This window comes from Mesorhizobium sp. M7A.F.Ca.ET.027.02.1.1 (assembly GCF_004022985.1).
Classification (GTDB): domain Bacteria; phylum Pseudomonadota; class Alphaproteobacteria; order Rhizobiales; family Rhizobiaceae; genus Mesorhizobium.
On the sequence record NZ_RZOL01000181.1, the window covers coordinates 1 to 12,073 of the forward strand.

At 62.9% G+C, this 12,073-nt stretch carries 13 protein-coding genes; 5 read left to right on the forward strand and 8 right to left on the reverse strand.

Features of this window, described 5'->3' with window-relative positions; genetic code table 11:
• Together EN749_RS19740 and EN749_RS19745 are read left to right on the forward strand one after the other, a co-directional pair.
• Positions 1-1,109: dihydropteroate synthase (locus EN749_RS19740; RefSeq protein WP_128363766.1), on the forward strand; the 1,109-nt coding region annotated here is incomplete at its 5' end.
• 4 nt (positions 1,110-1,113) lie between these two features.
• A complete protein-coding gene (locus EN749_RS19745) occupies positions 1,114-1,704 on the forward strand; it encodes a DUF447 domain-containing protein (RefSeq protein ID WP_127810600.1) in 591 nt (196 codons plus the stop codon).
• A gap of 19 nt (positions 1,705-1,723) precedes the next feature.
• On the opposite strand, the gene EN749_RS19750 is transcribed toward EN749_RS19745, so the two are convergent.
• A complete protein-coding gene (locus tag EN749_RS19750) occupies positions 1,724-2,761 on the reverse strand; it encodes a hydantoinase/oxoprolinase family protein (protein WP_128363767.1) in 1,038 nt (345 codons plus the stop codon).
• Here EN749_RS19750 and EN749_RS19755 point away from each other — a divergent pair.
• The gene (locus EN749_RS19755) at positions 2,711-3,505 is read left to right on the forward strand and encodes a HisA/HisF-related TIM barrel protein (RefSeq protein WP_245481741.1); all 795 of its coding nucleotides are present in this window, start codon (positions 2,711-2,713) and stop codon (positions 3,503-3,505) included. The genes EN749_RS19750 and EN749_RS19755 overlap by 51 nt on opposite strands.
• A 137-nt stretch (positions 3,506-3,642) precedes the next feature.
• Here the strand turns inward: EN749_RS19755 and fae are convergent, their stop codons facing one another.
• The 7 genes from fae to EN749_RS19790 form a co-directional block, all read right to left on the reverse strand.
• Complete coding sequence (gene fae / locus EN749_RS19760; protein ID WP_127810598.1) at positions 3,643-4,149, reverse strand: formaldehyde-activating enzyme; 507 nt, start codon at positions 4,147-4,149, stop codon at positions 3,643-3,645.
• 149 nt (positions 4,150-4,298) lie between these two features.
• The gene (locus EN749_RS19765; RefSeq protein WP_127810597.1) at positions 4,299-5,159 is read right to left on the reverse strand and encodes a triphosphoribosyl-dephospho-CoA synthase; all 861 of its coding nucleotides are present in this window, start codon (positions 5,157-5,159) and stop codon (positions 4,299-4,301) included.
• An 11-nt stretch (positions 5,160-5,170) separates the two neighbouring features.
• On the reverse strand, positions 5,171-6,118 hold the full coding sequence (locus EN749_RS19770; RefSeq protein WP_128363768.1) for a RimK family alpha-L-glutamate ligase: 948 nt from the start codon (positions 6,116-6,118) through the stop codon (positions 5,171-5,173).
• Positions 6,119-6,250: 132 nt separating this feature from the next.
• Complete coding sequence (gene mch / locus EN749_RS19775; RefSeq protein ID WP_127327523.1) at positions 6,251-7,207, reverse strand: methenyltetrahydromethanopterin cyclohydrolase; 957 nt, start codon at positions 7,205-7,207, stop codon at positions 6,251-6,253.
• Positions 7,204-8,178 (reverse strand): ATP-grasp domain-containing protein, encoded by a 975-nt coding sequence (locus EN749_RS19780; protein WP_245491457.1) that lies wholly within the window; start codon positions 8,176-8,178, stop codon positions 7,204-7,206. Before EN749_RS19780 ends, mch begins: the two co-directional genes overlap by 4 nt.
• A 133-nt stretch (positions 8,179-8,311) precedes the next feature.
• Entirely contained in the window at positions 8,312-9,205 is an 894-nt protein-coding gene (locus EN749_RS19785) for an NAD(P)-dependent methylenetetrahydromethanopterin dehydrogenase (RefSeq protein ID WP_127397428.1), read from the reverse strand.
• 29 nt (positions 9,206-9,234) lie between these two features.
• On the reverse strand, positions 9,235-10,206 hold the full coding sequence (locus EN749_RS19790; RefSeq protein WP_127397427.1) for a beta-ribofuranosylaminobenzene 5'-phosphate synthase family protein: 972 nt from the start codon (positions 10,204-10,206) through the stop codon (positions 9,235-9,237).
• Positions 10,207-10,362: 156 nt separating this feature from the next.
• Between EN749_RS19790 and EN749_RS19795 the strand changes: the two genes are divergently transcribed.
• Both EN749_RS19795 and EN749_RS19800 read left to right on the forward strand, forming a co-directional pair.
• Positions 10,363-10,743, forward strand: coding sequence for a 4a-hydroxytetrahydrobiopterin dehydratase (locus EN749_RS19795; RefSeq protein ID WP_027036898.1), 381 nt, complete (start codon positions 10,363-10,365; stop codon positions 10,741-10,743).
• Between the two features lie 343 nt (positions 10,744-11,086).
• A complete protein-coding gene (locus tag EN749_RS19800; protein WP_245270310.1) occupies positions 11,087-11,950 on the forward strand; it encodes a tungsten formylmethanofuran dehydrogenase in 864 nt (287 codons plus the stop codon).
• The last annotated feature ends 123 nt before the right edge of the window (positions 11,951-12,073 follow it).

The window sequence follows — 12,073 nt, forward strand, 5'->3', positions numbered from 1 at the left end:
TCCTTGGCCGGGCGGGCAAACCGCCGGATCTGACGCGCCACGATATGCGCATCTTCGCCGAGATCGTCGATGCGCCGATGCTGCCGGTCGAGGCGCTGATGGCGAGGGCCTCGATGTTGGCCGCGGCCGGCGCCGATGTCATCGATCTGGGCTGCCTGCCGGAGACGCCGTTTCCATTGCTGCCGGAGGCTGTGCGAGCGCTCAAGGCACGGGGATTTATGGTCAGCGTCGATTCGGCCAGCGTGGACGAACTGACGATCGGGGCACGCGCCGGCGCGGACTATCTTCTCAGCCTCGATGAGAACACGCTGCCGTTGATCTTCGACCATAGGGCTACGGCAGTGTTGATACCGTCCACGCCCGGCGATCTGGATTCGCTCGGCCGGGCCATCGAAGCCGCTCAAAAGGCCGGCGTTGCCTTCATTGCCGATCCCGTGCTCGACCCGATCCATTTCGGCTTCGCCGTTTCACTCGGGCGCTTCATCGAGGCGCGGCGCCGCTGGCCGGACGCCGAATTGCTGATGGGTACCGGCAATCTCACCGAATTGACCGACGCGGACAGTTCCGGTGTTACGGCCGTTCTAGCGGGACTCTGCTCGGAACTCCGGATCCGAAACGTGCTGGCGGTGCATGTCAGCCCACACACGGTGCGGACGATCGAGGAGCACGATATCGCCCGCCGCGTCATGTTGGCTGCTTGCACGGACGGCGCGTTGCCGCGCGGCTATCACCCAGGCCTGTTGCAGGTCCACGATCGCAAGCCTTTCACAGCCTCAACCGACGATATCGAGGCATTGGCGGCCCAGGTGCGCGACGCCAACTTCCGGATCGCGGTAGCGGAGGACGGCATCCATGTTTTCAATAGCAAAGGGCATGCGGTTGCCACGGATGCGTTCGAACTTTTTGCCGGGCTGGACGTCAACGCCGATGGCGCACACGCTTTTTATCTCGGCGCGGAACTGATGAAAGCGGAGATCGCGTGGCGCCTCGGCAAGCGTTATGTGCAGGACGAACCGCTCGCATGGGGCGTTGCCGCGCCGGCTCCTGAAACCGACCGTACCCGTCTTGCCGAGCCGGGCCAGACGCTCCGCGCAAGGAAGGAGCGCTAGGACCATGCCCTACATTCGCGAATCGATCATCACGACGGTCAACAAGGCAGGCAACGTCCACATCGCGCCGATCGGCATTATCGCCGAGAATGACGGCTGGGTGATTGCGCCCTTCCGGCCGTCGGTCACGCTCGACAATCTCGCCGAAGTGCCGTTCGCCATCGCCAATTATACCGACGACGTGCGTGTCTTTGCCGGCTGCCTGACAGGCCGCAAGCACTGGCCAACCGTTCCGGTTGACGGGTTTCCGGTCCCGAGGCTCGAGGCGTCGCTGGCGTATTCGGGTCTCCAAGTCCAGGCGGTCGATGACAATGGCGTGCGCCCCCGCCATTTCTGCCGCGTGGTGCGGGAGGAAGCGCTTGCGCCGTTCACCGGCCTCAATCGAGCCAAGGCGGCGGTGCTTGAGCTGGCCATCCTGGTCAGCCGGCTCGGCATGCTGCCGCGCGACAAGATCGAGGCGGAAATCGCCTACCTTTCGATCGCCATCGAAAAGACGGCAGGCGACGGTGAAAAGGAAGCCTGGGGCTGGCTGATGCAGCGTGTCAGCGATCACTTGACCGCCAAAGATTCCCGGAGCGAGGACGCGCGGGGTTAGGCCGAGCGCCGCACCCTGCTTACAACGGATATCCCGCCAAAAGCGCTACCGCGGACGCGGGGGCCGCGCTGCTCGCTTGCCCGCGAACGGTGTCATCGGCGGGGATGATGTCGGCGAAATCGACGTAGCTGCGTTCCATGCGTTCGGCCAGTCGCCTGATCTGCCAGCGACCGATTCCGGCCCCGACGATCGGGACATCCCGCGGCAAGGTCCCGGCAACCAGAGACGCTGCATCGTGCACTTTGCGCAGTTGCTGCTCGCTGAACCAGCGCGCGACTTCACCCCATTCCGGCGGGGTCAGGTCAGTGGCGTCGCGCCCCACCATGCGCGCCAGCCTCGCGATCGAGCCGTCCACGGTCTTTTCCTTGCCGTCGGCGGGAGGGTGCCTGTCGTCGTCCTCGTCGAGCACGCCCAGGATGCGATGCGCGTCGGCGATCGAGGCGAAATACTCATTCATCAGCGGCGTTAGCCTGCCATGGACGGGAGCCGACGAGGCTACGCCGAACAGGAATGTCCTGGTAAAGCCGGTATAGACCAATTCGCCGGTTAGAAGCCGTCCGGCATCGGTGTAGCCGTCATTGGCCACGGCGCCGTTCTTGGTGGCAATGATATCGGTGGTGGTGGAGCCCATGTCGATGAACAGGGCATCGCCGGCGAGTTTTGCCACCAACAAGGCTGTCGCGTGCCAATTGGCGGAAGCCACATCGGCGCCTAACTGCGCTGCCTGCTCGACCCCGACGAAACCGGATGGTCCGGCATAGACCAGCTTTTTGTCTGTGGGGAAATGGGTGGAAATCTGACCCAGCAGAGCCGCTACGCCGACATCGCGGGACGGAAAGATGTCCGACAGTTCGCCTGTCATGGTGAATGCGTTGAGATCCGCACCCCCGTAGATCGGAGCCGTTTCGTCGAGGGCTGAAGCCAGCTTGTGCAGGCCTTGCCAGAGCGGCGTTGCGATCGTTACCGCCTCGACGATGCGACCGTCTTGTGCGCGGGTCACCTTCAGATGCGCGCCGCCAATGTCGAAACCGGCAATGATGCCCTTTCTTTTTTCCACGCTTCAAGCTTTCATGACGGGGGCAATTGGTCGGTGAGAAAAGCGTTGCGTATTATTCCGGTTCTCGACCTGAAGGACGGCGTGGTGGTTCGCGCCCAGCAGGGAAAACGCGATCGCTACAGGCCGATCGTTACGCCGCTCAGCCGAAGTCCTGATGTCGTCGCGGTCGCTGAAGGACTGCGTGGGCTTTATCCTTTTTCGACCTTCTACATCGCAGATCTGGACGCTATCGAAGGCGGAACGCCAAACAGCGACGCACTCGCCCGGTTGAGGACGATGGCGGAGCCGCCGGAACTTTGGGTCGATGCCGGCGTGGCCGACGAAAAGACACTTTTGGCGGCTCTTGCCGAACGCTCCCTGTCTCCTGTTCTTGGCTCTGAATCGCAGCGGGACGACATGTTGCTGCGGCGTTTTCGCGATCATCCCGATCTCATCCTGTCCCTTGATTTCATCGGCGATAGTTTTTGCGGACCGCGTTCTCTTCTCGAAGAGCCCGAGCTTTGGCCGCAAAAGGTGATTGTCATGACGCTGGCCAAGGTCGGTGCCGCCGCCGGCCCTGACTTCCGGCGGTTGCAGGAGGTCAAGGCTAAGGCCGGAAATCGCACTGTCATCGCGGCTGGCGGCGTCCGAGATGAGACCGACATCGGCGCCTTGTCCGCAATGGGTGTCGCCGCGGCGCTAGTAGCAACCTCATTGCACAACGCTACGCTCACACCCGGCCGCCTCGCATCACTCGGCGCCTGATCATCGTTGCTCGTCGACTCCCGAAGGACGTGCGCCCTTCGGGAGGTGACGTTTCAAAAGCCCAGAACTTTTTTCAGCCGGCGCAACAGACCATCCGTCTCAGAAGAGGGTTTTTCCTGTGCGGGGCTGTCTCTTGTCTACGCTGCGAACGGATGCTTGACCTTGTCGCGCTGGGCCGTTGCGTCGGCGGCGGTCGGGGTTCCTGCAACGGCGCGCTGGATAGCTTCCTTTGTCGCCTCGTAATTGTATTTCTGGATCTTGGCGTCGTCCGCCGCGTCCCAATGGATGAACACCCCGACGCAGATGAACACGTCGTCCGCTTCGTTGGCCGGAATGGTCCCGTCCGCAACGCTGTCCTGCACGGCCTTTGCCACGGCGTGCTGCGCCGGGCCGAACATCTGGACCGCCTGCTTGGCGCCCTTGATCGTGACCTTGTTGAACATCACGGTGTTGGGTTTGCATTGAAGATTGGGCGCGATCACCGCCAAAAGCGAAGTAAAGCCGTCCTTGTTGTTGGTAAGCGCGTTGCAGAATGCCGTTTCGACCGCGCTCCCCCGCGGGCCGATGAGCAGGTCGACATGCGCGACCTCGTTGCCGTCTCCCACCAGCGATTCACCGACCATAACCTTTGATATTTTTGCCATGCCAATTTCCTCCAAGACACAATTATGATGTCCACGGACGCTGCAACCGAGCAGGCGCTCGATGGACAGCTATCCTTGTTGGCAGCGTCCGGATTTGCCCGGACCGGTTGGCTAGATAGCCGCGGAAGCACAGCTTCCGCTTTTGGAAGTCAAGCACCAACGCCGCGATTATGCAAGGTGAGGGCGAGGGTGTGGACTAAAAGAGTAGCCACGGTGAGGTCGGCCGAGGTGCCGGGATTGATGTTGTCGGCCTTCAGCCGGCGGTCGAACTCCATGAGCAGGCGAATGCGCGACGGCTCGTCGCCCTCGGCATGGAGCGCCGCCTGGACGGCAACGGCTTCCTGCCGCGCTTGATTTGCGACGTCAACGCCGTGCTTGCGCATCACATGGCTGTCGGGGAAGCCGGCGAGAAACGCCATGTAGACGAATACCGTCGGCCACATGCCGGTTTCTCCACGTGCCAACGCTCCATCCATCGCGGCGAGCCCGACCCCGAACACGTCGCCGAAACAGCTGCCGTACTGGCGGGCGATCATGTCGCGGTCGGCGGCCTCGCGCATCGCGTCCAGCAAATGAACCTTCGGCTCCTGCCGCACATCGTTGGCGGCTTCTCCCAGGCCGCCTGGCGCGGCCGTGACGATCGTCTCGAATACCGCCTTGGTATCCTGCACGCTCAAAGCCCGAAGCAGCGAGTCGAGATTGTCCTGCAGTCTGTCACCGCCCATTTCGGCGGCGCATATCAGTGGCCCTGCCAGAAGGATGATTCCGAGATTGGTATTGGTTGCGACCGCCAGTCGTGTAGCGCGCACCGCCTCCAGCATGCGCTGTCCGACCGGCAGACGAGGATCGGTCAGCGGCCCGGAAGAAACCTCCGCACTCATCATGAACTGGGCGGCGGACATTCCGTGTCCGTCGGCGAACAGATGGACGTTGCCCGGTTTGAGGGCTTCGATCTCCATCCTGCAGGCATCCTTGTAGCTGGCCCGGAGGCGTTCACGCGACAGCGCCATCCTACCGGCCCTCACGAATTCGCAGGCGCGGCAAAACGGTAGGGCCGCGGCGCGGCGGCCGCTTCGGCACGGTCGGCCAGGAGTTTCAGCAAGGCATCGGCGATTGCCTCGGCGATATTCACGGCGACCACCGATTGCAATCCCGACCAGGCGGGCATGCTGTTCACTTCGAGTATGAACAGATTGCCGTCGTCAGCCCGCACGATGTCCACGCCGGCAAAATCCGCGCCGACCGCGGCTGACGCAGCGACAGCCAGCGAGGCCAGTTCCGCCTTGCCATGATCGGAAATCTGTTCCGGCACGCCGCCCCGGTTGACGTTCGTGATCCAGTGGTCGCTGATGCGGCTCATCATCGCCACGGTCTCGCCGGCGCAGACAAAGACGCGAAAATCCCGGAAAGGCGGACCGGCACGCGACACATATTGCTGAAGGTAGTAGACGCTGTTCACCTCTTCTGCAGCCGGCAGGTCCGAGAGCGTGCGGATCAGCTTTATCCCGCGGCCCTGCGCGCCGAACAAGGGTTTCAGCACCAGCGGCCCCCGCGGAAGTTCTTGCGCCGCGATCTCCTCGGCGACGGCAAGGCCTTCCACGGCAAAGGTGCGTGGCGTAGGCAGGCCGGCATTTTTCAAGAGGAATGTCGTCATCGACTTGTCGACGCAGCGCTCGATCGCCTGCGCGGAATTCCACACGGGAACCGACAGTCTGCTTAACGCGTGCAGCATGCCGAGGCGCCGGGTAATCGCTTCGAACGATCCGGCGGCGATCGAACGGACGAGCACGGCGTCGGGCAGCGTGCCGCCGAAGCCGGGGATCGAAAGTCCGCTCGGGCTGCTGGTGTCGAATGCGATCGCTGCCAGCGGCACGGCTGCAACGGCGGCGCCCCGCCGACCAAGCCCTGCCGCCAGGCCGTTGGAGCCGGTGTCCACCTTGTCGCTGACGATCAGGATGCGAGGGATCATGTGGCGCCTCGGGTACGGGAACGGAGGCGCGAGCGATTCCGCGCCCCCATGGCCGCGTCCGCGGCAGGGCTGCACGAAATGCAGTCGTCGGGCAGGCGAATGACGGACGAATCCCTTTGCACCGCCATCCTCTTAGCCGAGACTCCGTTCGAGCATTTCCAGATCACGCCGACCGGCGCGAAACGTATCGCCGGTTTCGATCGCTGTCACGATCACTTCGGCCGGGCTGAACAGCAGCGGGTCGATGGCATAGAAATCGCCCTTGAACCGCGTGAAGATCTCGGCGAAGGGTTGGCCATAGTCCCGTGAGGCGCTGCTGGGAAGTTTTTCCGCGAGTTTGCCAGCTTCTTTCGCCGATCCTTTCACGAAGAGTTGGACGCTGCCGCCATAGATGATGGCATCGTTGGTTCGGCCCATGGCGGTCAGGAAATCCGGATGGGGGGCGGGGATCGGAGCCGTTCCGATGCCGTCGACAACGTTCTCCAGCGGGAATTTGAGATCGTTGATCTTGTGCAGGGCAACCTCGAGCGCGCGCGCAACGATCTGCACGCTGCCGGCAAGACTTTGTGTCGGCGCATAGAGGAAGGTGAGCTTTTCCGTCGCCAGTCCAGTTGCCTTGCCCACTTTCTCAACGATCGCGCGGGGAGGCGGTTCGGCCGTCTCAAGGATAAGCACCGCGGACGATGCGATGTCGCGATAGGAAAGTGTTTCGAACAGCGGTTCGACCCGGGCGAGGGCGCGCGCCGGCCCAGATCCCATCGCGAAATAGTCCTGGCCAGACAGGTTCCAGCCCGCATATTGGCTGCCCAGGCAGGCTAGCACCGGCTGCGAAGATCGCGCTTCGACAGTGAACGGCCATTGCTGTGACGCGCGATCCATGAACACAGAAACGCTGCCGAGACCGCCCATCGCGGCCTCAGCCATGCGCAGCCCGGCTTCGACGCTGCCTACGGTCTTGGCGCCGGCATCGATCAGGCGCTCGCCCAATGGCCCCCTGGAAACGACGATGCGCAGGCGTTCGGCGTCGCCGATCATGCCGTCAACGATGCGCTGTGCATTGTCGTTCAGGAATGCCGAACCGTCTTTCATGTCCGGTCTCCTTCCCATTGGAGTTGCAATTGACTGGCTTGTCCCTTGATGAGTCGCTTGGTCGATTGGGCGCTCGGCCCGCGCGCGAAGACCGTGCAGACAGGGTCGCCGGCAATCAGACGGGTGCCAGCCGACTGCTGGTCCGCTGTCCATTCAGGCCAGGCGATCGACGGAAAGTGAGTGATTGGCGTCGCGGCGTAAGTCACCATCGACGCCATCGAATCGACGAAGCGCGGCAAGCGGAAGACCTGACCCGTCGCGGCGCGCAGATGCGCTTCGATCAATGGCGCGTCGACATCGTCGAAAATGTCGAGGGTGGCGCCCGGCCTCGGATTGATCTCGATGAACTTGTAGCCGTCCGGCCCGCGGATGAGATCGGCGCTGCACAATCCAATCAGGCCGGCGCGCCGCGTCAGACTTGAGAGCCAACCGCCGATCACCGCCGCCTGTCTGCGATCGAAGCGTCTCAACCGCACGGCGCCCCCGTAGCGATAGGGCGCTGTCGGGGAGGGGGACGTCCATTGTTGGCTGAAGCCCACGACGTGCGCGGTTTGCCCGTTGCCGACGAACAGGGCCGAGATGCTGCGTCCGGCAACGAAGCGCTGGAAGTAGCGGCCGGCGGTCGGGCTTTCTCCGGCTGCTCGTCTGACGTGCCCGCCGCCGGCGCCGCCCGCGGTCTTGACCACCCAGTTCTCCGGATCAGGCGGCTGGTCCCATCGCAATTGCGGATGCGGGATGCCAAGTTCGGCGCAATCATCGGCCAGCAACGGCGGATCCTTGATCCTGCGGATCGCGGCGCCGCCGTTGCCTGCGAGCGGAAAGTGTCGCGCGATCACCTCCACGGTCTCAGGCATCCGCTCAAACCCTGAGCCCAGGATAATGGCGACCGGCAGGTCGTCGCCAGCCAATCGCCGAAGCGTGTCGACGATGCGCTCGCCGTCGATGCCCCTCTGCAGGTCGCCCGGCAGCATCGTCGCGCGTCCTGCGAGCGCGACGGTGTCCGTATCGCAAAAGAAATCGGCAACCAGCGGACGATAGCCGGCGCGGCGCGCGGCGGCGGCCAGCGCCCGGCCTGAAATTGCCGCGATCAAGAGAGATCCGGCGTTACTTGGCAATCTCGCGTGCAAGGGAAAACGCTTCCTGAAAATCGAGCGTGATCGTCTTTTCGGATTCGATCATTCTTTTGAAGAGACCGAATTCGACCTTATATTTGACATTGCCAATGGCAAGCGGACCAATGCCGACAGCTTTTGCCGCTTCGAGTGGATCACCATTGGCATTGACGGCCAATCCTTCGATACCGGCCGGGGGAACGGCATTGACGTCGGCCGCAATAAGCAGGTCATTGCCTTGCAATTGGGCTTTGGAGACCACCTGGACGCCAGCTTTGGCGCAAGCCAGGATAATTTCGTTTGCCTCGACCAGCTTTGTCTTGCGTGCGTCGCTCGATCCGTCAGCGGCATCGACGATGATGTTGAATCTGCTTTCGATCTCGGCCGCGATCTGCTTGACCCTCTCGATGCCGTCATGGCCGACAAGTGTGACCCGGGCACCTTCCCCTGCCGCGATGACGGCGGTGCAGAAGCCGACGACGCCGGTGGCACCGAAAACAGCTACCCTCGTATCCCTGAGCGCACGCTGCAATTTCTTCTCCAGCGCCTTTTCGACCTTGGCCACCATCGCCGCGGCCGTGGTGAACGAGCCGGCCGGATCGGCAAACACCGAAACCTGGAAAGGCGGCACCATCGCCTTCTTCGCGGCGTCGAACATGTCGAGCGCCAACGAGGCGTCCTTCCCGGCGATGAAGATGCCGGTGTCGACACCCGCATCCGGGGGGCGCGAAAAGATCGCGTCCTGGACCAAGCCTGTCACTTCGGCGAGGCTTACATCAACATAGGGGACGACGGCGTCGAAACCTGCGTCGAGCGCCATGTTCACGTCGAAGGGGCTCATCTGCTTCAACGGTGTCAGCATGTGCAGGATGTGTTTGCGGGCCATTTCTTGCCTTTCTGCCTGAAACGGGAGCGTCAGCTGCCGACGAGATTCAGCCTGGTTGAGCTGATCTTCGCGCCGGAGTTCCTGCCCTTGACGATCTTGATCTCAAGGCCGTCCTCAATTGTCGTCTTCCGAACCGCGTCGACGAACTTGAGTGCGGCGTCATGTGATGGCGCGAAGGCAAAGCCTGTCGGCCCCCAGGAGCTCTGGCCGATGCCGACGGCGCCTGCTTCATTGAGACGGTGGGCCGCCATCTCGACCCGCTTCGAGGTGAACACGCCGCCCTGCGCCGGGGCGAAATGGCTGCCGATCAGCATCTGTATCGCGGTGACGGCGGCGCCGAATGCCGGAAGGTCCCGCTCGACCAAAGCCGGCATAATGCCCATCAGCACCCTCCGGCAGATCTCCCCACTGCCTGCCATTGGGAATGGCGGCAGCGAACGAAACGCCTCGACCTCGGCAGCGCCATGCAGTCCATGCCCGGAATGGTCGAGGATGAGGATGACGCGCCACTCTTCCGGAAACGGCAGCCGCGCGACGACCGGAGGCGTTCCGCCGCGGTCGTTCTTGCCGGCGTCGACTATGACGCCGCCATCTTCGAAACTTGCGATGCCGATGCCGGACCGGCCGCCCCGCTCGAGCAGGCTCGCATCGCCGGCGATATCCAGAGGCAAATTATGGAGAGTGCGCAACGCCGAGGCGACGGCAAGGGCGATCTGCGTGCCGGACCCCAGACCCGCATGACTGGGGATCGACTGCTCGACCACCAGATGGTGCTGGCCGCGAATGCCGAGATGCTTGCAGAGCGTCGACAGATGCTCGCTGGCGCGGGTGCTCTCGGAGCCTTCGACGATGGTCTCGCCGGATCGCGACAGGGTGACGACGGTTTCGGGTTCGCTCAATGGAAGCCCGACGCTGCCGAACCGCCGTCCGGCATCGCCATTAAGATCAAGGAAGCCAAGGTGCAGGCGAGCGGGCACTCGTATGGTAACAGAATTCGACATCTGCCCCCCGATGGGTGCATCATGGATGCATCATGGAAGTTTAGGTGCCCGGTACCATGATAACTGTTTTCGTCGATGGAGCAAGCCAAAGAGAATGCATCCAGGTGTTTGCCGGCTCCGGCGTGTAGACAGACCGAGCAATTCGCGGAGGTCGAGATGAACGAGACAGTCAAGGAAAAGGTCTATTCGGAAGCCGAGATCGCCGAGCGGCTTGAGAAGGAGCTGCCAAAATGGCGCTACGAAAACGGCTGGATCCGGCGCAAATACAAGACCCACAGCTGGAAATCGACGCTGATGGTCATCAACACGGTTGGCCATCTCGCCGAGGCGGCGTGGCACCATCCCGATATCACCGCCTCCTATGCCTGGGTCGAGGTGCGCCTGATGAACCACGCGGCGAAAGGCATTACCGACAAGGATTTCGAGTTGGCGAAAAAGATCGAGGATGTTGTCCAGTGGCAGCCGGCCAAGGAAGGCGGGGCGCTGGAGGGCACTCCGCTGACCGATCAACGCTTCGCTTACGTCAAATATGACTAAGCAGGGTCGGAATTTGTTGATAGCGTATGAAAACATTCGCTGATCCGCTGCAAGGTGGGGTTCACGGCCAATCCAGTTTCGTCTAGGATCGTGGCGGCACCAGAAAGTAGTTTAGCGAATGGCGGTTGCTTGGATCGGCAACCGGGAAGCGCTGATTGAGCGCGCGGCTGCGCATGCCGCGTCGCTACTGTCGTCAAGTCGGTGCCCGGTTTTCAGCTTTGATACGGATATAGACGGCACGAGGGCGGCGATCGCGCTGGCTGAGAGGGCTGGCGCGGCATACGACCATGCCGATGGCGCGGCACTTGCCCGGGAGACTGCGCTTTTTACGGACAAGGGGGCAATGACCGTCGCCCCCGGAGAGACGCGCCGGCGTGCCGATGTCGTGGTGATCGTGGGCGAGCTCCCGCGGATCCATCATGGTCTTGTTGGCGAACTCGCCGGGACGGTTCCCGACCTCTCGACCGTGAACCAGCGCGCGTTCTTCGTGGTAGGCCCGAACGGGATGTCTGTGCCGCCGCTGAACGGCGGGCGCGAGGCAACGCGACTTTCCTGTGGCCAAGCTAGCCTCGCCGCCACGCTGGCGGCACTGAGAGCACAGTACAAAGGGCGGCGTACATCGCAACCGGTGTCGAATTTCAATGATTTCGCCAAAGCTCTGGCGGCCGCGCGTTTTCCCGTGTTCCTGTTTTCAGGCCACGCCGCCGAAGGCCTGGCATTGGAGATGCTGCAAGGACTGATCGCCGATCTCAATCGCAACTCGCGCGCATCCGGCCTTCATCTGCCGGCGAACGAAAACGGCTGGGGTAGCACGCTCGCCTCGGCCTGGATGACAGGTTTTCCGCTGCGCACCGGCTTTGCGCGCGGCTTCCCGGAATTCGATCCCTGGCGCTGCGATGTGGCGCGCATGATCGCTGCCGGCGAAGCCGACCTGCACCTGCGGATCTCCGCCGCAACGGCCCAACCGAAGGAAAAAAAGCGCCGCATGGCACTGATTGCGTTGACGAAAACGCAAGAGCCGGTTGCCGGTGCCGCAGTCACCATCGCCATCGGCGAGGCTGGGCTTGATCACGATGCGGTTGTCTATTCCAGCCGCACGGGCTCGCTCAGGTCGACCGAGGCGCAAGCGGCCTCGCAATTGCCCTCCGCCGCGACGATCATCCGCCTGATCGCTACCCACGCTTTCGCCGAGCCACTGCCATGCTGACGAAAATCGCCGGCGGCGACATCATCGATCCCGTCAACGGCCGTCTCGGCAAAGGCGACCTCTGGATCAAGGACGACAAGATCGTCCCGGCGCCGGCGGGAGGGGCGGCCGACCGGACCATAG